The following is a 21,606-nucleotide window of genomic DNA, read 5'->3' on the forward strand; positions in this document are numbered from 1 at the left end:
GAGCAATTGAGACACGCACAAATCACACTGTCAAGGGAAGTGCTATTAGCTGAGGAAGGCTCTCAATAATGTTGCGGTGCCGGAGAGGTGTTCCTGCATTGCTTGGCGGGCGGCTGGTGAATTGCCGCTGAGGATGGCGTCGACGATGGCCCGGTGTTGGTCGTTGGAGTGCTCGATGTTGCGTTCCAGCAAGGGGATCGCGTCGAGGAGCTCGTTCAGGCGCATGCGGACGTCGGCGGTTGCGGACGTGAGTGACGGCGAGCCCGTCACCTCGGCGATCGCCAGGTGCAGGCGGGAATCGAGCCGGCGGTAGTCGGACAACGACGCCGCCGAGGTGTCGTCCAGGCACCGGGACAGGTGCTCGCGCTCGGCAGCGCTCAAGGTCCGCGACGCGGCGGCCTCCGCGGCACCGGTTTCCAACGCAGAACGCAGTACGAGCGCGTCTTCCAGCCCGTCACCCAGCTCTTGCGCCAGCTTCTTGGCGGGCGTACGACGAGGCTTCGGGAGCTGCTCGTTCACGAAGGTCCCGCCGTACCGGCCGCGACGCGACTCGACGTACCCGGCCTCGGCGAGCGCGTGGATCGCCTCGCGGAGCGTGACCCGGCTGACGTTCAGCCGGGCCGCGAGGTCGCGTTCGGACGGCAGCCGATCGCCCGGTACGACGACGCCGAGCTTGATTGCCTGCAGCAACCGCTCGACCGTCTCCTCGAACGGGTTCCCGGTCCGCACCGGCCGGAACACCGCATCGTCTGCCTGCCCACCCATGACCACAGACTAGATGGGAGTGACGTACGCCCCCGAGATTCCCCCGTCCACGAGGAACGTGTTGGCGGTGATGAAGGAGGAGTCGTCGCTGGCCAGGAACGCGACCGCGGCCGCGATCTCGTCGGGCTCCCCGAACCGGCCCATCGGCACATGGACGAGCCGGCGCTGGGCCCGCTCAGGATCCTTCGCGAACAACTCCGTCAGCAGGGGCGTGTTCACCGGTCCCGGGCAGAGCGCATTGACCCGGATCCCCTGGCGCGCGAACTCGACCCCGAGCTCGCGGCTCATCGCGAGTACGCCACCCTTCGACGCGGAGTACGAGATCTGCGACGTGGCCGCGCCCATCACCGCGACGAACGACGCCGTGTTGATGATCGATCCCTTGCCTCGCCGTTGCATATAAGGAATCGCGGCCTTGCAGCACAGGTACACCGAGGTCAGGTTGACCTCCTGCACCTTGCGCCAGGCCTCCAGCCCGGTGTCGAGGATCGACGCGTCGTCGGGCGGCGAGATGCCGGCGTTGTTGAAGGCGATGTCCACGCTGCCGTAGGTGTCGAAGGCCTGCTGGAACAGGTTCTCCACCGCGGCGGCATCGGTGACGTCGGTCTGCACGAACAGCCCGGCGACCTCGTCCGCCGCTGCCTTGCCCGCGGCCGGATCGAGGTCACCGATCACGACGTGCGCGCCCTCCGCAGCAAGCCGTCGTACCGTGGCCAACCCGATCCCGCTCGCACCGCCGGTCACCACAGCGACGCGACCCTCGAGCCGATGCGCCTTCACGTCCATTCAGTCCTCCGTGCTGATGAAGATGTTCTTGGTCTCGGTGAACGCGTCCAGCGCGTCCGGGCCGAGCTCACGGCCGAGCCCGGACTGCTTGTAGCCGCCGAACGGCGTCGAGTACCGGACCGACGAGTTGGAGTTGATCGACAGGTTGCCGGCCTCGACCCCGCGGCCCACCCGCAGTGCGCGACCGAGGTCCCGGGTCCAGATCGAGCCGGACAGGCCGTACTCGCTGTCGTTCGCAATCCGCAGCGCATCGGCCTCGTCCTCGAACGGGACGACCGCAACCACCGGCCCGAAGATCTCCTCCCGCACAGCCCGATCACTGGCCGGCGCGAGCACAGTGGGCGGGAACCAGAATCCGGGTCCGCTCGGAGCAGTCCCCTGGATCGCCGGATTCTCGACGAACGACGCCACTGTCTCGAGCTGACCCCGGGAGATCAACGGCCCCATCTCCGTGGCCGGATCGCTCGGATCACCGACCTTGAAGCTCTTCACCGCCGGCTCCAGCAACTCCATGAACCGGTCGTACGCCGACCGCTCGACCAGGATCCGCGACCGCGCACAACAATCCTGCCCAGCGTTGTCGAACACCCCGTACGGCGCCTGCGCCGCGGCCTTCTCCAGATCCGCATCGGCGAACACCACGTTGGCCGACTTCCCGCCCAGCTCCAGCGTCACCCGCTTCACCTGCTCGGCGCAGCCCGCCATGATCTGCTTCCCGACGCCGGTCGACCCGGTGAAGACCACCTTCCGGACGGAGGGATGCGTCACGAACCGCTGCCCGACCACCGTGCCCTTGCCTGGCACGACCTCGAACACCCCCGGCGGCAGCCCCGCCTCCAACGCCAACTCTCCAAGTCTTATAGCTGTCAATGGCGTGAGCTCGGCCGGCTTGAGCACGACCGTGTTGCCCGCGGCAAGCGCTGGCGCGAAACCCCAACCAGCGATAGGCATCGGGAAGTTCCACGGCACGATCACGCCGACCACGCCGAGCGGTTCCTTGAAGGTGATGTCGATGCCACCGGCAACGGGAATCTGCGCGCCCAGGAGGCGTTCCGGAGCGGCCGCGTAGTACGTCAGCACATCGCGAACGTTGCCCGCTTCCCAGCGAGCGTTGCCGATCGTGTGTCCGGCGTTCTCAACCTCCAACGCAGCAAGGGTTTCCAGATCCGCGTCAACCGCGTCGGCGAAGCGCCGCAGCAGCCGGCCGCGATCCGCCGGAGTGACGCTTCGCCAAGTTTCAAAAGCCTTTGCGGCCCGCGCGATCGCCTCGTCCGCCTCCTGCTCGGTGGCGAGCGAGATCGTCCGGACGACCTTCTCGGTGGCTGGATTGATGACGTCGTAGGTCATGAGGCGCTCCTGGTGAGGGCGGTGAACAGCCGCAAGTCCTCGGGATTCTCCTCCGGGTGCCATTGCACGCCGAGGGCGAAGTCGTGGCCGTCCACCTCGACAGCCTCGACGGTCCCGTCCCCGGCCCGTGCGGTCACGGTCAGTCCGGGCGCGACGACGTCGATGGCCTGGTGGTGGTAGCAGTGCACACTGCTCCGGTCGCCGAGTAGACGCGCGGTCAGCGTGTCCGGCTCGACCTTCACGTCGGTCCGCCCGAAGACCGCCGGCGACGGACGGTGCTCGTCGTGGGCGACAACCTCGGGAAGATGTTGATGCAACGTGCCGCCGAGCGTGACGTTGAGCATCTGCAACCCGCGGCAGATCGCGAGTAACGGCAGGTCGCGGTCGAGCGCGGCCCGGATCAACACCTGCTCATGCGCGTCGCGGCCCGGCCTGGTGTCGACGGTCTCCGGATGGGGCTCAGCGCCGTACGACGAAGGATCGACGTCGCATCCACCGGCCACGATCAGCCCGTCGAGGACCTCCAGGACGGTCGGGTCGGTCCCCACCGGCGGTAGCAGCAGCGGCACCCCTCCGGCCGCTGCCACCGCCTCGAGGTAGACCCGCGGGAGCAGTGCCGCGTCGCGCTCCCAAATCCCCCAGACCGTCGGCTCCAGGTACGTCGTGATGCCGATCCGCGGCTTATAACCTTTCGAAGCCACGGACCTTCTCCCAGTCGGTGACGGCGGCGTCGTAGGCGTCGAGCTCGACCCGCGCCGCGTTGGTGTAGTGGTCGACCATCTCGTCGCCGAAGGCGGTCCTGGCGATCCTCGAGCCGGTGAACAGGGCCGACGCCTCGCGCAGGGTCGAGGGGACGTGCGGCTTGCCGGATTCGTAGGCGTTGCCGTCCAGGAGTGGCTCGAGGTCGAGCTTGTTCTCGATGCCGTGCAGGCCGGCGGCGATGATCGCGGCGACCGCGAGGTACGGGTTCACGTCGCCGCCGGGGAGGCGGTTCTCCACCCGCAGCGAGTCGCCGTGGCCGACCACGCGGAGCGAGCAGGTCCGGTTGTCCAGACCCCACGCGACCGCGGTCGGCGCGAAGCTGCCGTCGACGAACCGCTTGTAGGAGTTGATGTTCGGCGCGAGCAGATACGTGAACTCAGGCAGGCAAGCCAGCTGGCCGGCGATGAACCACTCCATCAACTCCGAGAAGCCGTGCTCCCGGTCCCCGGCAAGTACGGCGTCGCCGTCCTCCGCGCCGCGGAAGCTCAGATGGATGTGACACGAGTTGCCCTCGCGTTCGTCGTACTTCGCCATGAAGGTCAGGCTCTTGCCGTGCTTGGCGGCGATCTCCTTCGCACCCGTCTTGTAGATCGAGTGGTTGTCGCACGTGACCAGTGCTTCGTCGTACCGGAAGGCGATCTCGTGCTGGCCGAGATTGCACTCGCCCTTGGCGGACTCGACGTACAGGCCGGCCCCGGTCATGCCGTTGCGGATGTCGCGCAGGAGCGGCTCGATCCGCGCGGTGCCGAGGAGTGAGTAGTCGACGTTGTACTGGTTCGCCGGGGTGAGGTCGCGGTAGCGCTTGTCCCAGGCCGCCTCGAAGGTGTCGTCGAAGACCATGAACTCCAGCTCGGTCCCGACGTACGCCGTCAGCCCCCGTTCGGCCAGGCGGTCCAGTTGCTTGCGGAGCACCTGGCGTGGCGACGCGACCACGGGCGTGCCGTCGAGCCACTGCACGTCGCACAGCACCATCGCCGTACCTTCGAGCCAGGGGATCAGCCGGAGCGTGTCCAAGTCGGGCGCCATCACCAGGTCGCCGTACCCACGCTCCCAGGACGACATCGCGTACCCGTCGACGGTGTTCATGTCCACGTCGACCGCGAGCAGGTAGTTGCACCCCTCGGTCCCGTGCTTCAGCACCTCGTCCTTGAAGTACCGGGCACCGCATCGCTTCCCCTGCAACCGGCCCTGCATATCCACGATCGCCACCAGCACGGTGTCGATCTCACCGGCATCGATCAACCCCCGAAGCTCACCCACCCCGAACGCCCCACCAGCCACCGCGACCACTCCCATCCATTGGTCTATGCCCAGCCCATTGACTCAAACCAACCTACCGCTGTCAATCCACTCGCCCCGAGCAGTCGGGTCACCCGGCGTGCTGGTGCCGTGGCACTGGGGGGCCAGGAAATGGCTAGGTGATCCGCGGGGTGATGGGGAAAATCGCCGGATTCGGCCACACCGCCCAAGTGGCCCGATTTCTGGAGGACCGCCATGCGATCTTTCGTCACCCGCCCCCGCGTGTACGCCGTCTTACTAGCCGGCGCGGCGCTCACCTTCAGTCCGCTTGGTAGTCAGGCGACAGCTCAGTTGCCTGCCGGCCAGGCGGCGAACCCTTGTGTCACCCCGGTCGAGGGAGACGCCGCACGTGGCGGCTTCGGGGCCGACCACCGCGAGTTGTCCGCGGCCGAGCAGAAGGCGATCGACGCTCGGACGGCGGAGATCCTGAAGGCCAAGGCGGCCCGCGGGCTCGCGCCCAAGGCCGGCACGCTGGCCGCGGCGAACGTTCCGGTCTACATCCACGTGATGCGGAGCAGCACCGGCGCCGGCGATGTCACCGACGCGCAGATCACCCAGCAGATCGCCGAGCTGAACCAGGACTTCGCCGGTGGCGAGTCGTCGGCGGCCGCGAACACCGGCTTCACGTTCTACCTGGCCGGCACCGACCGGTTCAACAACAACACGTGGCACACCGACGGCCAGAGCACGACGTACCGCGCCCAGACCCGCAAGGGTGGCAAGAACGCGCTGAACATCTGGCTGGTCGACTTCTCCTACCTCGGCATCGCGACGTTCCCGTGGGACTACGCGGGTAACCCGGGGATCGACGGCATCCGGGTGCAGTACAGCTCGCTGCCCGGCGGCTCGGCGACCAACTTCAACCTCGGCAAGACCGCCAGCCACGAGGCCGGACACTGGTTCGGGCTCTACCACACCTTCCAGGGTGGCTGCACCAGCACGAACGACTCCGTCGCCGACACCCCGGCCCAGAGCAGCGCCAGCAGCGGCTGCCCGACCGGCCGCGACTCCTGCTCGCTCTCGGGCGTGGACCCCATCCACAACTACATGGATTACTCCTACGACTCCTGCTACAACCAGTTCACTCCGGGTCAGAGCACCCGCATCAGCAGCATGTGGACCGCCTACCGCGCGTGACACCCTTGCTGTGACATGTGCACCAAAGGCCAACTAGAGTGCGGCCGATGCGTTTGCTTCTGACGGCCTGCGCGACCACCGCACTGGTGGCCGCCGGACCTCTGACAGCGACCGCCGCCGGCCTGGGCTCACAGAGCCCGGTCGGCGGCGCGCTGATGACGACGAAGCCGACGGTCGTCGCCGACGGGGCGGCGCCGCCGGCCGTCCAGGCATCTTCGTACGTCGTGGCCGACCTCGACACCGGCGACGTACTGGCCGCCAAGGCACCGCACGCCCAACTGCGGCCCGCGAGCACCCTCAAGACCCTCACCGCGCTGGTCCTGCTGCCGCGGCTGAAGAAGACCGACCCCGTGATCGGTTCGGATGCCGACGCGGCCATCATCGGCAGCAAGGTCGGCGTGTACCCGGGACTGCACTACACCGTCGACCTGCTCTTCCAAGGCATGTTCCTGGCCTCCGGGAACGACGCCGTCCACGCCCTCTGCGCGCACGACCAGGGCGGCATCCCGGCGACCATCCAGCGGATGAACGACAAGGCCGCCGAGATCGGAGCGGACGACACTCACGTCACCGACCCGACCGGTCTGGACGCCGACGGGCAATATTCCAGCGCCTATGACCTCGCCCTGTTCGCCCAGGCCGGTCTACGCCGGCCGGACTTCGCCAGGTACGCGGCCACGAAGTACACCAACTTCCCGAACGCCGGGAACAAGGGCACATACCAGGTCGCAAACCAGAACAAACTCCTGTTCAACTACGCCGGCGCCCTCGGCGTGAAGACCGGCTACACCACACTGGCCCGGAACACGTTCGTCGGCGCCGCACGCCGCAACGGGCACACGCTGGTCGTGACGATGATGAACGCACCTCACGGCATCACCGAGGACGCCGGCAACCTGCTGACCTGGTCGTTCGACAACTACGCCAAGCTGAGTCCGGTCGGCACCCTGGTCAAGCCGGCCGAGCAGTCCAAGCCAGAGACCGCGCCGACCGACAAGAAGGCGCAGGCCGGTACGCCAGCCCCACCAGGCAGCCGGACCGTGCTCAACCCCGGGCAGGCGATGCAGTCACTCGCCCTCCGCGTCCCAGTCTGGACGTACGCCGCGCCACCGGTCCTTCTCCTCGGACTCTTCCTTCGACGCCCCCGCACACTGCGCAGACGCCAGTCCAAGGCGCGCCGACTAGCGTCGTAGCGACCGGGCAGCCTTGCCGAGCTGTGAGGCCATGATTGCGGCAGTGAGACCCAGTACGGCGCCAGCGGCGACCGCAACCGTGTCAGCCTTCCGCTGTGGTACCGGTACGACCTTGAAACGCTTCCCGGGCGGACCTAGTAGCAGCGGCTCGTCAACAGGCTCCGGAACCGGCTCCGCGGCCTCAACCCGCGCCTGCGCGTCCAACTCGGCCTCTTTCGTCCACGCCGCGATCAGCATGATCACGCGGGTCATCAGGTAGATCCACACCAACAGCGCCAGCGGCAAGGCCAACGCGCCGTACGCCGCGTTGCTGCCGATCACGTGGGTGACGTAGACGTTGCCGAGCTTCTGTGCGAGGTAGAACAGGACGCCACCGGCCAGGGCAGCGATCAGGGACACCTTGCGCGGCAGGATGATCCGGGGCAGGGCAGTCTGCAGGTACAGGAACAGGACTGCGCCGGCCGCGATGCCGAGCACGATGCTGATCAGGTCGAGACCCCAGTTCGCCAGCCAGGTGCCGTCGAGGCCGGTCCAGCCCACGATCCGCCGGGACAGGCCGGTCAGGACCGACGAGGCGCCGGTGGCGATCATCCCGATCAGCCCCAGGCCGATCAGCGCGCCCAGGTCGGTCAGCTTCAACACGAACGTATTGCCCGGCTCGTCGTCGAGCTCGTGCATCGAACGGATCGAGGCCCGGAGCGAGTCGATCCAGCCGAGGCCGGTGAGCAGGAGCGAGATTCCCGAGACCAGGCCGATGGCGCCCGCATGGGAGATCAGCGAGTCGATGTCGATCTTGTCGCCGATGCCGGGCAGGTTCTTCTGGAGGGCGTCCTTGAGGGCCTGGATCGCCTTGTCGCCCAGCAGCGGACCGGTGACCGCCGCGGCCAGCACGATCAGCGGGAACAGCGACAGGAACCCGAAGAAACTCGTTGCCCCGGCCAACCGGTTGCCCCGACGATCGCCGTACCGCTTCCAGGCCCGCCACACCTGCGTCTTGCTGAACCGGCCCCAGGCCGCCTTACCTTGCTGCGAAATGCTGGCCATGCCGCTCCTGTACCCGAGAGTGCCCGCGGCTAGCCTGCCAGGGGGAAGTCGCGCTGCGGACGCCACACGCCGTCGGCGCCGTGTTCGTAGCGACTGAAGGCGGCGACGTCGAAAGCGCAGTCGTACTCGGACAAGGCGTCGTACGCGCGGTCGAGTGCGTCCTTGTCGAGGTCATGGGCGATCGTGACGTGCGGGTGGTACGGGAACCGCAGGTCGACCTGCAGCGGGCCCGACCGGACCTGGGACTGCAGCACCTCGCAGGACGAGATCCCCTCCGCCAGCGGGACGAACACGACCGGCGAGATCGGCCGGAACGTCGCCGTACCGCGCAGCCGGATCCGGAAGCTCGGGAACCGGGCGGCCACCTCGAGCAGGTGGTCGTCGATCAGTCCCAGGTCCGCGTCGTCGATCTCGGTCGGCGGCAGCAGCGTCACGTGGGTCGGGATCGAGGTGGCCATCGGGTCACCGAACTCGGACCGGTACTTCTGCAGCTCCGAACCGTAGGGCTCCGCGATCGGGATCGCGACACCGATGGTCGCCATCCGCGGCCTTACCGGCCCGACCCGGCGGGCGGACCCGGCACGAATCCCAGCCGGTCGTAGACCTGCGCCAGCGTCGGCTCGGTCACCGCGCGGGCACGCTCGGCGCCTTGGGCCAGGATCGCGTCGAGTTGCGCCTTGTCGTCCAGGAATCCGAGTGTCTTCTCCCGGAACGGCGTGACGAACTCGACCACGATCTCCGCGAGGTCCTTCTTGAAGTCGCCGTACCCGCGACCGGCGTACTCGTCCTCGAGTTCGCTGATCTTGCGGCCGGTCAGGGCCGAGTAGATCGTCAGCAGGTTGGCGACGCCGGCCTTGTTCTCCGGGTCGAAGACGACGTCGCGGCCGGAGTCGGTGACCGCGGAGCGGATCTTCTTCGCGCTCACCTTCGGGTCGTCGAGCAGGTCGATGATGCCGGCCGGCGACGAGCTGGACTTGCTCATCTTCGCGCTCGGGTCCTGCAGGTCGGAGATCTTCGCGGTCTCCTTGACGATGTACGGCTCGGGCAGCCGGAAGGTCTTGCCGAAGCGGTGGTTGAACCGCTGGGCCAGGTCGCGGGTCAGCTCCAGGTGCTGGCGCTGGTCCTCGCCGACCGGGACGCGGTCGGCCTGGTAGATCAGGATGTCCGCTGCCTGCAGGATCGGGTACGTGAACAGGCCGACGGTGGCGCGGTCCGCGCCGCCCTTGGCGGACTTGTCCTTGAACTGCGTCATCCGGCTGGCCTCGCCGAATCCGGTCAGGCAGCCGAGCACCCAGGCCAGCTGGGCGTGCTCAGGCACATGCGACTGGACGAACAGCGTCGACCGCTGCGGGTCGATCCCGGCGGCGAGCAACTGCGCTGCCGAACGACGGGTGCGCTCCCGCAACTGCTTCGGCTCGTACTCCACCGTGATCGCGTGCAGGTCGACGACGCAGTAGAACGCGTCATGGTCGTCCTGCAGGGCCACCCACTGCCGCACCGCACCGAGGTAGTTGCCGAAGTGGAAGGAGTCCGCCGTCGGCTGGATCCCGGACAGCACCCGAGGGCGACGCTGGGAACCGGCTGCGGAGGGGTCAGACGCAGCGAGGGACATAAGACCGATTCTGCCAGCGCCCACAGATCACCGCCCACCCGGGCGGGTGAGACCAGCCATACCATCCGGATTATGACCTCGGTGGGTTCACCAGGACCAGCCGCGGGAGGCTAGTTCTTGTTCTTCTTGCCAGCGTTTGGCTTCGCTGCGCTTGAGATCGGCTTCGGCGGGGACGCCGGCCAGGCGGCAGGCTTCGTCGAGCAGATCGTCGTACGCGGCTTCGAGCGCCATCAAGCGGTGGGCCTTGGCGTACATCCGGGCTGACTCCACCCGCCGGATCTCACCGGCGAGATGTCCGAGCCTGGTCTGCAACCACAACGTGTCGAACGGGTCGGGCTCAGGAATCGCGCGCCGGCGCAGCCGCACCCGCTCCACTCGGCGCCTGACTCGCCGCCACCACCGCGGAGGCGGAGGCTGCGGCAGGAGCAGGTTGAGCAGCCCACACAAAACCAGGAACAAGATGACCAATGCCACCCACTCCACCAAACCCACCTCCCACCACTCAACGTTTTGAGCGTACGACTGGTGGGGGTTGGGGGCGAGGGGTTATGCGGCTCTGCGACGGATGTCTAGGGTGATCGGACGCTCGGAAACCGGTGATGAGCTGCTCCTATTTCATGGGTCAGCCCATGAAATAGGAGGTTGCGGACCCTGAGTGTGAGTGAGGAACCCCCGATTTCGTGGGTAGACCCACGAATTTCAGTGGCCTACCCAGGAAAGCGGGGAAGGGGGCCGAGCCGGTGGGGGTGGGTCGTTGAGTCGTGGCGATTGGTTGTACCGGGCCATTCGAGTCGTGGATTTCGGCGGGGTGATCGCGCGTGTCGTCGACCGCGATCCACGACTCGCCGGCCCGACCCGGCTTGATCTCGGGATGCGGCCGGATCCGACCACGGGGGCTGGTTATCCGGCGGTGGTGGCGGGGTTTCCGTCTACAGCGGCGGCTAGTTTGGGGACCAGCTGGTCGAGGACGATCGGGAGGCTGAGGACGGTGCCGAAGCTGGTGGCGTTGTAGAGGGGGTCGTCGTAGTTCGCCTCGATGAAGACGTCACGGCCCTGCGTCCGGACCTTGAGGTTCTTGTACAGCGGGTCCGCCTTCAGCTTCGCCGTACCGCCCTTCTCCGGGAACCACACCAACGCCTGCTGATCCAGGAACGAGATCCGCTCCTTACTGAGATTGGCCCCGAACTTGTCCCCGATCTCCTTGTCCAGATCGGCCGGCAGCTTGAACCCGAACTCCGTCAACAGCCGCGACCGCGGATCCTGACTGCCGTACACGAAATACCCCTCGTACGGCGTCGCCATCAGCGCAACCTTGTCCTTGAACTCCGGATGATCGGCCCGCACCTTCGCAAACCGATCCTCCACCCCCTTCACCAGTTCCTCGGCCTCCGCGGACTTCCCGACCGCCTGCCCGACCGTCCGGGTGACGACCTGCCAGGACACCCCGTAGTCGTTGACGCCGGTCGGTTGCGCGATGGTCGGCGCGATCGCGGTCAGCTTCTTGTAGTCGTCCGCACTGATATCCGAGTACAGCCCGACGATCAGATCCGGCTGCAGCGCGGCGATCTGCTCGAACTGCAGGCCGTCCGCGTCCTTCAGCACCTCGGGTACGGGCGCATCCCCCGCCTTCTCCTTGGCCCACGGGAACAGCGCACCGGGCTTCTCGCCGTACCACTCGGTGGTCGCGATCGGTACGACGCCCAGCGCGATCAACGCGTCCTGGTCGGTCAGCCCGACCGTCACGACCCGCTTCGGCGCCGCCTTCACCACGGTGTCGCCGTACTTGTTCTTGATCGTCACCGGGAACGCGCCGCCACCTTGCGACTCGGACCCGGTCGGCCCGTCGGACGCACCGGAGCAGCCGGACAGTACGAGCAGGGGTACGACGAGCAACGCGAGCAGGCGCAGCGGGTGGCGCATCAGAAGCCTCACAAGAACCGACAGGGGACTTAGGTTGCCCTAACCTAACCGATTCCTCAGTCCCGGCGGTACTTGGTGATCCCGTTGTCCGACTTCAGCTTGTCCGCGGCCGCCTGGATCCGGGCCGTCCACTCCCCCAACTGCAGCCCGCCGGCCATGAACTGCCCGGTCGTCACGGCAGCGGTCGTGGCGAACTCCGGATACCAGCCGTCGAAGTACCACGTGATGGCCTGATCGCCCGCCGCCGACAACAGATCCCGGGCCGACCTGAGCGCCGTACTGATCTCCAGCCCGTCGGCCGCACCACGCACGATCGTCAACTGGTTGGACTCCGACGTGACCTGCGCCGCGACACCCTTCGACAGCGTCGCGCGAAGATACTCGAAGCCGCCGGCCAAGTTCTTCGCCTTCGCCGGCACCACGTACGGCGCGGTCGCCGCGACATGCAGCCCGCGAGTCAGCGCAGGCGACCCGTCCAGAGCCGGTACGCCGATCATCGTCAACGCGAACCCGGGTGGGATCAGCGTCTTCATCTCGTTCTCGAGCCAGTTGCCACAGGGCAGTAGACCCGCCTTCGAGGCGAGCAACTTCCGCTGCGATCCGATGTGGTCGAGCTCCGCGCTCCCCGGCGCGATCAGCCCGCGTTTGGCGAGGTCACCGACCGCGGTGATCGCGCGGGTGACGCTCTCGTCCTTCCAGGCACCGTCCTCGAGGTTGTCGATCCGCTTCACCACGTCGTGGCCGCCGGTCTTGGCGGCCAGCGTGAGCACCAGCTCCAGCAGGTAATACGGATGCGCGCCGGCGTAGATGAAGGGACCGAGACCGGCGCCCTTCATCTCGGTGCCGAGGGCAACCAATTCCGGCCAGGTCCGGGGTGCGTCCCAGTTGTTGCGCTGGAACAGGCTCGCCGAGTACCACAGCCCGTACACCGTGGCGATGTGATTCAGGGACCGCTGTGTCCCGTCGTACTGTCCGCCCGGCAACATCCCGGGCAGCAAGGTGTCCTCGACCGTCACGTTCGGGTCGTCCCACGATGGGGCCTGCAGCAACGATTTCAGACTCGCCAGTTGCTTGTCCCGGACCAGCCGGGCCAGGTCCAGCCCGTCGTCACCCGTGCTCAGGATCGCGTCGGGCGGGTTCCCGGCCGTGAACCGCGGCGTCACCGCGTCCCCCAGCTTCGCGGTCACGGTCGGCGTCACCGTTGCCGTCGCATACTTCTTCCGGTACGCCGACGCCGCGAAACCGCCGTACTCCGCACTGACGACCACGTCGACCGGAGCGTTCGCGTCCACGCTGAACGGATTGTCCGGCGACTCTTGCCGCGGCGGTGGACCGGACGAACATCCGGTCAGCACCGCACCAGCCACGACCCCCTGAAGCACTGTCCGGCGTGTGAGCACCCCGGCAGGTTACTTCCCCCGAGTGTTCAGGCAGACAGCGTGGTTGAGGTGGAGCGGCTCAGGCAGAGCGGCGGATGCGACCGGCGTATCTCGCTTCGAGGGCGTGGTTGTGGTCGTCGCCGCCGGGAATATTCGCGGACAGGTAGACCGGCGGGGTCTCTCCGGCGTCGGTCATCCGGCGCAGGACCTCGGCGACCAGCAGCTGCGCGAGCAACGCGGCCGTGATGGACGACACGGCGCAGACCTTGCCGCCGGACGGCAGGTCGAGCACGGAATCGCCGTACGGAGCATGGTTGTCCAGGACAACATCCGCGAAGTCGATCAGCTTCTTGCCGGACGGGTGCCGGGACTCCATGCCACCGGTGTGCTGCAGCGAGGTGATCGCGATCAGCGGGTGGCCGTGCTCCTTGACCACATTCGCCAGCTCGACGATCGATCCGTTGACGCCGGAGTTCGACGCGATCACGAACAGGTCACCCGGCCGCGCCGCGGAGAGCTCGTACAGCTTGCGGGAGTACGACGGGTCCCGCTCGAGCTCGGCGCTCCGCAGCAGCTCGGGCGGCTCACCACCGAGCAGGACCAGGTCGCGCAGCGCGATCCGGTTGGTCGCGATCAGACCACCCGCGCGGCCGGCGATCTCCATCGCGAGGGCCTCGGAGTGGCCCGACCCGAAGGCCTGGATGACTCCGTCGGCGCGCAGCGAGGTGGTGACGAGATCGGCCGCTGCCTGGATCGGTCCGTCGATCTGCTCGGTGACCGCGGCCAGAATCGGAGTGAGCGCCTGCACATAAGACTGTGCACTCACGCCGCTCGTCTGCTCCGATCCCCCGTGCTTACTGCTGGCCATCTGCGGCCCACCCCTCGACTAATCTGTTCGCCCCGACACTCGTGGTGCCGACAAGTGCGCAAGTTTGCGGTTTGCTGGACAGAACTTTTCTCAACTGGCAGCTAAAGTCAAGGCTCATCTTCGTCTCCTCGCCGGATCGGGACCGTTGCGTGACCTTGTTCTCTCGTGCTTGTCAATAGGCTCTTTGGAGCAGTTTGGAGCATTGCGAATGTCGGTCGAATCCCCGCTTCCGGAACCTGCCGACCCAGTGGCCCTGAGGCCGGCCACACCGCTGGTCCTGGGTGGTGACCTCGGTGGCACCTCCACCCGGATCGTGATCGCGGACTCTGAGGGCAACGTAGTCGGTCGAGGTGCCGCAGCGGGTGGAAACCCGACCAGCCATCCCGTCAGCGCGGCGGCCAATTTCGGTCAGGCCCTGCACGCGGCGCTGGCCGGGCTGGGTTCGACCGGAGCGCTGGACCCGACCGCGGTCAAGGCGGCGATCGTCGGTGCGGCCGGTGGCGTGGCGTTCGGGCGTCCCGACGTTCAGGCGCAGTTCGACGCCGCCTGGTCGGGCGCGGGCCTGACCACCAAGCCCGAGTTCATCGGCGATCTCGAGGTCGCCTTCGCCTCCGGTACGCCGGAACCCGACGGCACCGTGCTGATCGCGGGCACCGGCAGCAACGCCGGCCTGGTCCGCGACCACAAGCTCCTGCGCACCTCCGGCGGCCACGGCTGGCTGCTGGGCGACGACGGTTCGGGCTTCTGGCTGGGCCGGGAGGCTGTGCGCAGCGTGTTGCGCACCGCCGATCTCGGCGAGCCGCTGGGTCTGCTCGGAGAGCTCGTCGTCCAGGCCGTCCTGCCGGATCGCGACGAGCAGGCAATCGCCTTGAGGACCGGATACGACGTACTGCGCGACGACCTGGTCCGGACGGTGAACAGCCGACCCCCGGTCCTGCTCGCGGAGCTGGCACCGACTGTGGTGAAGGCGTACGAGCAGGGCGACGAGACCGCGCAGGCCCTGGTGAAACGCGCGGCCGAGCTGCTCACCGAGACCGTCGCCGTCCTCCAGACGACCTCGGACCGGGGTCCGGTCGTGCTAGCGGGCAGCGTCGCGGGCGAATCCTCACCGGTCGGCAAGCTGATCCGAGAGACGATTCACCAGCACTTCTCCGGCGAGGTGCTGACCGCGCGCGACGGGGTCGGCGGCGCCACCTGGCTGGCCCTCGGCGCCCTCGACCCCACCCTCGCGACGCAGGAGAACCACACCCGCCTAGTCCATCAGTGAGACGGGACGGACTTCGACCGCGAAGAACTGCGCCTCCGGGATCGTTGCGGCGACCTCTTCGGCGCGTTCTGGGCTGTCGACATCGATGAGGAAGACACCGGCGAGCTGTTCCTTCGCCTCGGAGTAGGGGCCGTCGGTGGTCGCCCGGACGCCTTCGCGGACCCGGACGACCCGGGTCCGGTCCGGTGCGTCGAGGGGTACGGCGGCGACCAGTTCGCCGTTCGCATCAAGTTCCCGGACCAGGGTCTGGAGCTGGTCGGCGAGCGCGTCGCGGGCCTTCTTCGGGAGCGCCCTGCCCTCCTCGGTCTCGAGGAACGACGGGTGGCCCCAGGTGATCGGGTTGGTGTGGATGAGCAACAGGTACTTCATGACGGTCCCTTCCGGAGTCTGAGTGGCAACAACTTATGGGCAGCAACCTCTGCCCTCGAATGTCGAGTCCGGGCAGAGCTTTCCGACGTACTGCTCAGCAAGAGCCCGACGACCTAAGGTGAACGACATGAACGAGACGGACATCCGGCTGCCGGACGGCCGGACGCTGCACGCGTACGACAGCGCGCCCGGTGACGACGGCCGGCTCGCGGTCGTCTGGCACCACGGCACGCCGAACCTCGGCGTCCCGCCGGAGCCGCTGTTCGAGGCCGGCGAGTGGCTCGGCATCCGCTGGATCTCGTTCGACCGGCCCGGGTACGGCGGCTCCACCGCGGCGCCCGGACGGACGATGGCCTCGGTCACCGCGGATCTGACCACGGTGCTGGATGCACTCGGGATCGGCACCTTCGCACTGATGGGCTACTCCGGCGGCGGCTCGTACGCACTCGCCGCAGCCGCGGCGCTCGGCGAGCGGGTCGAGGCCGTGACCACGTTCGCGGCGATCGCGCCGTACGACGCGGACGGTCTCGACTGGTACGACGGGATGATCCCGTCCGGACTGGCGTCACTGCGGGCGGCGGCCGCGGGACGGGCGGCCCGGGTCGCGCACGAGGCGTCGGGGATCGAGTACGACCCGGAGTTCAGCGCCGCCGACGTGGCGATGTTCGACGGGCCGTGGGGCTGGCTGGGATCGGTGGCCGGGGACAAGTCGATGCCGCAGGGACCGGACGGGCAGATCGACGACGACTGTTCTTATACGGTCGATTGGGGCTGCGACCCGAGCAAGATCACCGCGCCGACGCTCCTGGCCCACGGGACGCAGGACGGCATCGTCCCCAGCTCACACGGCCGCTGGCTCGCCGAAAACATACCCACTGCCAGGCTTCAGCTGCACCCCGGCGACGGACACATCTCGATCCTCGCCCACGCCGAGCCCGGCCTGGAGTGGATCCGCGAAATGACCGGCTAGTTGGCCCGTAGGCTAGTTGGCCAGTAGGTGCCGGGTGGTCGGCGGTTCGAGGGCGAGTTCGTTGGCTGCGCGGTACAGCTCCGCGTCCCCGCCGGTGATGCGTTCGCGGTGTTGCCGTAGGTGTTCGGACCAGGTCGCCACCTCGAACACTTCGACGTACACATCCGCAGCGCTGACGTCCCGGTACGACGACCACCGGCGAGCTCCGGTGCGTTGGCGCGACAGGCCGACTCTGGTCAGGGCGGCCTGGAACAGCACGGCGTTCTCGGGTGGAACGCGGTACGAGACCTCGACCAGGACCGGGCCTGCTCTGGGATCGATGTCCTCCTGCTCCTCGCTCAGGATCGCGATCTCCGGGTCGGGCCACGGCATCACGATGGTCCGGTCCAGCGACCCGGTCCGCGCATGGATCGGTAGGACCACGAGCGACGTCGCACCCAGCACGAGCAGCACGCCGGAGACGACCAACGTCGTGGCTGCGCCCAGCCCGGCGGCGACCAGTCCCCAGATCAACGCACCGACGCCCTGACCGCCCAGGAAGACCATCAGATAGACGGCCAACGCACGCGCGCGAACCCAGGTAGGCAGCGCGAGCTGGAGCGTCGTGTTGAGCGTCGACAGCCCGGCAAGCCAGCCCGCGCCGGCCAGCACGAAGAGCACGGCGACAATCGTTGCGTTGTGCAACAACGCGACCGCGAAGACCCCGATCGCGTACGCGACGGTGGCGCCGCCCAGCAACACGTTGCGGCCGAGATGCTCGCGGAGCCACTTCAGCGTCACCGCGCCGACGATGGCACCCACCCCGAGAGCGCCGAGCAGAACGCCGTACCCGGTGGAACCTAGGCCGAGGCGGTTGACGGCGGCGACCGGGAGGAGACCCCACAGCGCGGACGCCGGGAGGACGAACAGGCCGGCTCGGAGCAGAACCCGCCGTATTCCGGGCGCGTAGACGACGTACCGGATCCCGGCGCGGAGTGCCGGAAGCATCGCCTCGCCGGCCGCTGCGGAGGTGGCGGGCCGGTGCCAGCGGAGCAGCGCGAAAAGAACCGCGAGATACGAGACCGCGTTGACCGCGAAGACCACGGATGGACCGGTCAGGCCGAGCACGACGCCGGCCAGGGCCGGGCCGATCGCGCGCGCGATGTTGACGTTGAGACTGCCCAGCGCGGCCGCCTCGGGCAGCTCCGCGCGCGGAACCAGCTCGGGCTGGATCGCCTGCCACGCCGGGCTCGTCAGGGCCTGGCAGGCACCGAGCACGAAGATGATCGCGATCAGCGCGGCCGGCGTCAGCAGCCCTTGACCGCTCAGCACGGCCAGCGCGCCCGCGACGATGGCCATCGCGAGGGTGACCGCAGCGATCAACCGACGGCGATCGAGTACGTCGGCGAGCACACCCGCCGGCAGCGACACGAACAGCACCGGAATCAGGCCGGCCGCCTGAACGATCGAGGCGAGGGCGGCCGCGTTGGGCTGATGGACGACCGTCCACTGTGCGCCGACGGTCTGCATCCAGCTGCCGATGTTCGAGCCGAGCTGGGCGAACCACAACGCCCGGAACACACTCCGCCGCAGCGGCGCCCAGGTCGAGGTCTCCGCCGCGGCAGTCACGAGCGCATCCTACGACCGAACTTCTCATTCCAAGCAACAGCTTGACATCTGCTCCGGACCGGCGCATATTCCAAGCATGTCTTTGGAAAAGGATCCGCGACGAACCCGACTGCTCGACGACCCGGTCGCGATCCGGGCGATGGCTCACCCGATCCGGCTGGATCTGCACGCCTTGCTCGGGCGAGAGGGCCCGATGACGGCGGCCGACGCGGCCCGGCAGCTGGGCATCAGCCAGGCGCTGGCATCGCACCACCTGCGCCAACTGGCGAAGTACGACTTCGTCGAACCGGCACCGGGGAAGGACAACCGGGAACGCCCCTGGCAGGTGGTCTCGACCTCGCAGAGCTGGAAGGACGCGTTCAACACCCCGGAGGGCGCCGCGGCCGCCAACGTGCTCGAGCAGCTGATGGCCGAGCGCGCCCTGGACGAGCTCGCCGGCTGGCAGGAGCGCCGGACGGACGAAGAGCCGATCTGGCGGGATCACTCCGGCATCGGGCGAACCGGGATCTACCTGACCGCCGAGGAGTTGGCCGGGCTGGTCGAGGACATCGACGCGCTGCTGAACCGGTACGTCGAGGAGCGACCGATCGACGACAAGTCCACCCGGCCGCCGGGCAGCCGGCACGTCTCCATCACCCAGATCGTCACGATCACCGCAGCAGCAGACGGCACGAAGGAGTAAGCGATGAAGGACTTGTGGGGCGTCCTCGCGCGGCAGCGCGACTATCGGCTGATGTTGAGTGCGGGGCTGGTCTCGCTGATCGGCGACTGGCTACTGCGGACCGGACTCGCGTTCCAGGTGTATGTGCTGACGGGTTCCACGCTGGCCTCCGGCGGGCTGCTGCTGGCGTCGTTCATCCCGCCGGTGTTCCTCGGTTCGCTGGCCGGTGTCTTCGTCGACCGCTGGGACCGGCGCAAGACGATGATCGTCACGAATGTACTGAACGCCCTTGTTCTCTTGCCCTTGCTGGCCGTGCACAGTCAGAGCGCGATCTGGATTGTGTACGGCGTCGTCCTCGCACAGTCTTGTTTGCAACAGTTCTTCAGCCCGGCCGAGCAGTCACTGGTACCGGTCCTGGTCGACTCGAGACAGCTGGTCACCGCAAATGCGTTGAACGGCCAGATCCGCGACATCGCCCGCCTGGTCGGCGCCGCGCTCGGTGGCGTGCTCGCGGCGGCGGGTGGTCTCACCCTGCTCGCTCTCGCCGACGCGGCCACCTTCCTGATCGCGGTCGCGCTGATCGCCCGGATGCGGCACCGACACGTACGTCCGACGTCCGAGGAAGCCACCGCGGGCGGGGCGATCAAGCGATTGAAGGCCGAGTGGACCGAGGGGCTGCGACTGTGCGTCGGCGGTTCGGCGATGCAGTTGCTGCTCGCGTTCTGCCTGGTCACGGCCGTCGGCGAGGGCGTGATGAGCACGCTGTTCGCGCCCTTTGTGAGTTCGGTGCTCGGCGGCGACGGAAGGGCGTACGGCCTGATCGTTTCGTCGCAGGCGATCGGCGGCATCGCCGGCGGGCTGGTCGCCGCGGCGGTTGGTTCGCGGTTGCCTGCGGCAACTATGTGGGGTGCGGGCGCCTTCTGCTTCGGGCTGGTCGACCTGACCCTGTTCTGCTATCCGCTGATCTCGGACAGCCTGCTTCCGGCGTTCGTCTGCATGATCATCGTCGGCCTGCCCGGAGCGTTCACGGTCGCGGGCATGGTCACCGTCCTGCAGAACCTGACCGAGGACGGGACCCGCGGCCGGGTCTTCGGGGCGATCACCGCGGCCGAGAGTATCGCCGTCCTGATCGGGATCACCGCCGCCGGTGTCCTCGGCGACGTCGTCGGGATCATCCCGGTGCTGGTCTTCCAGGGCCTCGGCTATGTCATCGGCGGCGCGGTGATCTTCACTCAGCGGCGGGTGCTGGCTCCTCGTCCGGAGCCGGTTCCTCACCTGACGGCTTGACCAGGTGCATCCGGACGCGGGCGACCCGGCGGCCGTCCATCTGGGTGACCGTCAGGGTGTGGTGGTCGACGCGGGCCTCGTCGCCGGTGCTCGGGACCTTGCCGAGCTGGGCGGCGAGGAAGCCGCCGACCGTTTCGTAGGGTCCGTCGGGGAGCTCGACGCCGGTCTCGTCGGCGAAGTCGTCGAGGTTGAGCAGGCCGTCCACCTCGATGTCGCCGCTGCGCAACCGGGTGGTCTCGGCGGCCTCTTCGTCGTACTCGTCCTTGATGTCGCCGATGAGCTCCTCGACCAGGTCCTCGAGCGTGACGATGCCGGCGGTCCCGCCGTACTCGTCCAGGACGATCGCCAGATGGGTCGAGCGGCGACGCATCTCGGTCAGCGTGGGCAGCAGCTTCGCGGTGTCGGGCAGCATCAGCACTTCACGGGCCAGGTCACCGACCCGGACCGAACGGGACGCGACCGCCGGGTCGAACAGGTCCCGGACATGGACAAAGCCGACGATGTCGTCGGCCGAGCCGTTCATCACCGGATAGCGCGAGTGCGGCCGCTCGGCAGCGAACTTGACCGCCTTGTACGCCGGCATCTCCGCGTCCACGAAGTCCACCTCGGTCCGCGGCAGCATCAGCTCCCGCAACTGCCGGCCGCCGGCCTCGAAGACGTCGTCGACGATGCGACGCTCCTCCTCACCGAGCGACTCGTGCGCGGAGACGAGGTCGCGCAGCTCCTCGTCGGACATCACCTCGCGGTTCGCGTTCGGGTCGCCACCGAGCGCGCGAACCACCAGGTCGGTGGACCTGGAGAGCAGCCAGATGACCGGGCGGGCGCCGGAGGCGATCTTGTCGACCAGCGGCGCAAGGCCGAGCGCGAAGGTCTCGGCGCGCTGCAGCGCGAGCCGTTTGGCGGCGAGTTCGCCGATCACGATCGAGACGTAGGAGATCAGGATGGTGATCAGGATCAGGGCGACCGTGCCGGCCACGGACTCGGGCAGACCGAGGTCCTGCAGGTGCGGGGAGAGGCTGTCGGCCAGCGTCGCGCCACCGAAGGCGGCGGACAGGAAGCCCATCAGGGTCACGCCGATCTGGACGGCGGACAGGAAGCGGTTCGGATTGGCGGCGACCTTGGCCACGATCTCGCCGCGGCGGCCGCGGTGCGACAGTGACTTGATCTGACTCTCGCGCAGCGAGACCAGAGCCATCTCGGCGGCGGCGAAGACCCCGCCGATCATGACGAAGACCAGGATCAGGACGATGTTGAGCAGGGTGTCGTTCATCGGTGGAGGTTCCTAGCGCCCTCTCGGCAGACAGCGAGAGGGCGTGCGTTGGGCGTGGTCGT

The 21,606-nt window shown here is 68.0% G+C and carries 21 protein-coding genes; 6 read left to right on the plus strand and 15 right to left on the minus strand.

Going from position 1 to position 21,606, the window contains the following annotated elements; all coding sequences use genetic code 11:
* Window positions 1-45: 45 nt before the first annotated feature.
* Genes ACWF4Z_RS12165 through ACWF4Z_RS12185 form a run of 5 tightly spaced genes read right to left on the minus strand, consistent with a single transcriptional unit; the run spans window position 46 to window position 4,956 of the window.
* Window positions 46-765: a FadR/GntR family transcriptional regulator gene (locus ACWF4Z_RS12165; protein WP_452243034.1), complete on the minus strand. Its 720-nt coding sequence runs from the start codon at window positions 763-765 to the stop codon at window positions 46-48.
* 9 nt (window positions 766-774) lie between these two features.
* Complete coding sequence (locus tag ACWF4Z_RS12170) at window positions 775-1,551, minus strand: 3-oxoacyl-ACP reductase (protein ID WP_452243035.1); 777 nt, start codon at window positions 1,549-1,551, stop codon at window positions 775-777.
* Window positions 1,552-2,898: an aldehyde dehydrogenase family protein gene (locus ACWF4Z_RS12175; RefSeq protein WP_452243036.1), complete on the minus strand. Its 1,347-nt coding sequence runs from the start codon at window positions 2,896-2,898 to the stop codon at window positions 1,552-1,554.
* Window positions 2,895-3,599, minus strand: a complete 705-nt coding sequence (locus ACWF4Z_RS12180; RefSeq protein ID WP_452243037.1) for a gamma-glutamyl-gamma-aminobutyrate hydrolase family protein — start codon at window positions 3,597-3,599, stop codon at window positions 2,895-2,897. Before ACWF4Z_RS12180 ends, ACWF4Z_RS12175 begins: the two co-directional genes overlap by 4 nt.
* Complete coding sequence (locus tag ACWF4Z_RS12185; protein WP_452243038.1) at window positions 3,580-4,956, minus strand: glutamine synthetase family protein; 1,377 nt, start codon at window positions 4,954-4,956, stop codon at window positions 3,580-3,582. The genes ACWF4Z_RS12180 and ACWF4Z_RS12185 overlap by 20 nt, the downstream gene beginning before the upstream one ends.
* A gap of 198 nt (window positions 4,957-5,154) precedes the next feature.
* On the opposite strand from ACWF4Z_RS12185, the gene ACWF4Z_RS12190 reads away from it, so the two are divergent.
* Both ACWF4Z_RS12190 and ACWF4Z_RS12195 read left to right on the plus strand, forming a co-directional pair.
* Window positions 5,155-6,096 carry a zinc metalloprotease gene (locus ACWF4Z_RS12190; RefSeq protein WP_452243039.1) on the plus strand — a complete coding sequence of 314 codons (942 nt, stop codon included), beginning with the start codon at window positions 5,155-5,157 and terminating at the stop codon, window positions 6,094-6,096.
* A 47-nt stretch (window positions 6,097-6,143) separates the two neighbouring features.
* Window positions 6,144-7,289 (plus strand): D-alanyl-D-alanine carboxypeptidase family protein, encoded by a 1,146-nt coding sequence (locus ACWF4Z_RS12195; RefSeq protein ID WP_452243040.1) that lies wholly within the window; start codon window positions 6,144-6,146, stop codon window positions 7,287-7,289.
* Here ACWF4Z_RS12195 and ACWF4Z_RS12200 read toward each other — a convergent pair.
* The 7 genes from ACWF4Z_RS12200 to ACWF4Z_RS12230 all read right to left on the minus strand — a co-directional run bounded on the left by ACWF4Z_RS12200 (window position 7,278) and on the right by ACWF4Z_RS12230 (window position 14,112).
* Entirely contained in the window at window positions 7,278-8,333 is a 1,056-nt protein-coding gene (locus tag ACWF4Z_RS12200) for a YihY/virulence factor BrkB family protein (protein WP_452243041.1), read from the minus strand. The genes ACWF4Z_RS12195 and ACWF4Z_RS12200 overlap by 12 nt on opposite strands.
* Before the next feature lie 29 nt (window positions 8,334-8,362).
* Entirely contained in the window at window positions 8,363-8,875 is a 513-nt protein-coding gene (locus ACWF4Z_RS12205; protein ID WP_452243042.1) for a 2'-5' RNA ligase family protein, read from the minus strand.
* Window positions 8,876-8,883: 8 nt separating this feature from the next.
* Window positions 8,884-9,945, minus strand: a complete 1,062-nt coding sequence (gene trpS, locus ACWF4Z_RS12210; RefSeq protein WP_452243043.1) for a tryptophan--tRNA ligase — start codon at window positions 9,943-9,945, stop codon at window positions 8,884-8,886.
* 87 nt (window positions 9,946-10,032) lie between these two features.
* Window positions 10,033-10,419 (minus strand): hypothetical protein, encoded by a 387-nt coding sequence (locus ACWF4Z_RS12215; protein WP_452243044.1) that lies wholly within the window; start codon window positions 10,417-10,419, stop codon window positions 10,033-10,035.
* Between the two features lie 426 nt (window positions 10,420-10,845).
* Window positions 10,846-11,865, minus strand: coding sequence for an iron-siderophore ABC transporter substrate-binding protein (locus ACWF4Z_RS12220; protein ID WP_452243045.1), 1,020 nt, complete (start codon window positions 11,863-11,865; stop codon window positions 10,846-10,848).
* Window positions 11,866-11,921: 56 nt separating this feature from the next.
* Window positions 11,922-13,265 carry an N-acetylglucosamine/diacetylchitobiose ABC transporter substrate-binding protein gene (gene ngcE, locus ACWF4Z_RS12225; protein WP_452243046.1) on the minus strand — a complete coding sequence of 448 codons (1,344 nt, stop codon included), beginning with the start codon at window positions 13,263-13,265 and terminating at the stop codon, window positions 11,922-11,924.
* 58 nt (window positions 13,266-13,323) lie between these two features.
* Window positions 13,324-14,112: a sugar isomerase domain-containing protein gene (locus ACWF4Z_RS12230; RefSeq protein ID WP_452243047.1), complete on the minus strand. Its 789-nt coding sequence runs from the start codon at window positions 14,110-14,112 to the stop codon at window positions 13,324-13,326.
* 247 nt (window positions 14,113-14,359) lie between these two features.
* Here ACWF4Z_RS12230 and ACWF4Z_RS12235 point away from each other — a divergent pair, with 247 nt between their 5' ends.
* The gene (locus ACWF4Z_RS12235; RefSeq protein ID WP_452243048.1) at window positions 14,360-15,379 is read left to right on the plus strand and encodes an N-acetylglucosamine kinase; all 1,020 of its coding nucleotides are present in this window, start codon (window positions 14,360-14,362) and stop codon (window positions 15,377-15,379) included.
* Here the strand turns inward: ACWF4Z_RS12235 and ACWF4Z_RS12240 are convergent.
* Complete coding sequence (locus ACWF4Z_RS12240) at window positions 15,365-15,748, minus strand: YciI family protein (RefSeq protein WP_452243049.1); 384 nt, start codon at window positions 15,746-15,748, stop codon at window positions 15,365-15,367. The genes ACWF4Z_RS12235 and ACWF4Z_RS12240 overlap by 15 nt on opposite strands.
* Window positions 15,749-15,875: 127 nt before the next feature.
* Here ACWF4Z_RS12240 and ACWF4Z_RS12245 point away from each other — a divergent pair, with 127 nt between their 5' ends.
* Window positions 15,876-16,718 (plus strand): alpha/beta fold hydrolase, encoded by an 843-nt coding sequence (locus ACWF4Z_RS12245; protein WP_452243050.1) that lies wholly within the window; start codon window positions 15,876-15,878, stop codon window positions 16,716-16,718.
* A gap of 12 nt (window positions 16,719-16,730) precedes the next feature.
* On the opposite strand, the gene ACWF4Z_RS12250 is transcribed toward ACWF4Z_RS12245, so the two are convergent.
* Complete coding sequence (locus tag ACWF4Z_RS12250) at window positions 16,731-18,326, minus strand: MFS transporter (RefSeq protein ID WP_452243051.1); 1,596 nt, start codon at window positions 18,324-18,326, stop codon at window positions 16,731-16,733.
* 76 nt (window positions 18,327-18,402) lie between these two features.
* On the opposite strand from ACWF4Z_RS12250, the gene ACWF4Z_RS12255 reads away from it, so the two are divergent.
* The gene (locus ACWF4Z_RS12255) at window positions 18,403-19,008 is read left to right on the plus strand and encodes a helix-turn-helix domain-containing protein (protein WP_452243052.1); all 606 of its coding nucleotides are present in this window, start codon (window positions 18,403-18,405) and stop codon (window positions 19,006-19,008) included.
* Between the two features lie 3 nt (window positions 19,009-19,011).
* Window positions 19,012-20,274, plus strand: coding sequence for an MFS transporter (locus ACWF4Z_RS12260; protein WP_452243053.1), 1,263 nt, complete (start codon window positions 19,012-19,014; stop codon window positions 20,272-20,274).
* On the opposite strand, the gene ACWF4Z_RS12265 is transcribed toward ACWF4Z_RS12260, so the two are convergent.
* The gene (locus tag ACWF4Z_RS12265; protein WP_452243054.1) at window positions 20,216-21,544 is read right to left on the minus strand and encodes a hemolysin family protein; all 1,329 of its coding nucleotides are present in this window, start codon (window positions 21,542-21,544) and stop codon (window positions 20,216-20,218) included. The two genes, ACWF4Z_RS12260 and ACWF4Z_RS12265, sit on opposite strands and share 59 nt — an antisense overlap.
* Window positions 21,545-21,606: the final 62 nt, after the last annotated feature.

The sequence above is a fragment of the Kribbella sp. NPDC055071 genome (assembly GCF_053608045.1).

What these genes read in the sequence shown, in the direction of transcription:
- ACWF4Z_RS12165 (WP_452243034.1), bottom strand. Translation starts at nt 765, where the DNA reads ATGGGTGGGCAGGCAGACGATGCGGTGTTCCGGCCGGTGCGGACCGGG.
- ACWF4Z_RS12230 (WP_452243047.1), bottom strand. Translation starts at nt 14,112, where the DNA reads ATGGCCAGCAGTAAGCACGGGGGATCGGAGCAGACGAGCGGCGTGAGT.
- ACWF4Z_RS12245 (WP_452243050.1), top strand. Translation starts at nt 15,876, where the DNA reads ATGAACGAGACGGACATCCGGCTGCCGGACGGCCGGACGCTGCACGCG.
- ACWF4Z_RS12240 (WP_452243049.1), bottom strand. Translation starts at nt 15,748, where the DNA reads ATGAAGTACCTGTTGCTCATCCACACCAACCCGATCACCTGGGGCCAC.
- ACWF4Z_RS12260 (WP_452243053.1), top strand. Translation starts at nt 19,012, where the DNA reads ATGAAGGACTTGTGGGGCGTCCTCGCGCGGCAGCGCGACTATCGGCTG.
- ACWF4Z_RS12170 (WP_452243035.1), bottom strand. Translation starts at nt 1,551, where the DNA reads ATGGACGTGAAGGCGCATCGGCTCGAGGGTCGCGTCGCTGTGGTGACC.
- ACWF4Z_RS12185 (WP_452243038.1), bottom strand. Translation starts at nt 4,956, where the DNA reads ATGGGAGTGGTCGCGGTGGCTGGTGGGGCGTTCGGGGTGGGTGAGCTT.
- ACWF4Z_RS12220 (WP_452243045.1), bottom strand. Translation starts at nt 11,865, where the DNA reads ATGCGCCACCCGCTGCGCCTGCTCGCGTTGCTCGTCGTACCCCTGCTC.
- ACWF4Z_RS12205 (WP_452243042.1), bottom strand. Translation starts at nt 8,875, where the DNA reads ATGGCGACCATCGGTGTCGCGATCCCGATCGCGGAGCCCTACGGTTCG.
- ACWF4Z_RS12200 (WP_452243041.1), bottom strand. Translation starts at nt 8,333, where the DNA reads ATGGCCAGCATTTCGCAGCAAGGTAAGGCGGCCTGGGGCCGGTTCAGC.
- ACWF4Z_RS12190 (WP_452243039.1), top strand. Translation starts at nt 5,155, where the DNA reads ATGCGATCTTTCGTCACCCGCCCCCGCGTGTACGCCGTCTTACTAGCC.
- ACWF4Z_RS12265 (WP_452243054.1), bottom strand. Translation starts at nt 21,544, where the DNA reads ATGAACGACACCCTGCTCAACATCGTCCTGATCCTGGTCTTCGTCATG.
- ACWF4Z_RS12175 (WP_452243036.1), bottom strand. Translation starts at nt 2,898, where the DNA reads ATGACCTACGACGTCATCAATCCAGCCACCGAGAAGGTCGTCCGGACG.
- trpS (WP_452243043.1), bottom strand. Translation starts at nt 9,945, where the DNA reads ATGTCCCTCGCTGCGTCTGACCCCTCCGCAGCCGGTTCCCAGCGTCGC.
- ACWF4Z_RS12195 (WP_452243040.1), top strand. Translation starts at nt 6,144, where the DNA reads ATGCGTTTGCTTCTGACGGCCTGCGCGACCACCGCACTGGTGGCCGCC.
- ACWF4Z_RS12255 (WP_452243052.1), top strand. Translation starts at nt 18,403, where the DNA reads ATGTCTTTGGAAAAGGATCCGCGACGAACCCGACTGCTCGACGACCCG.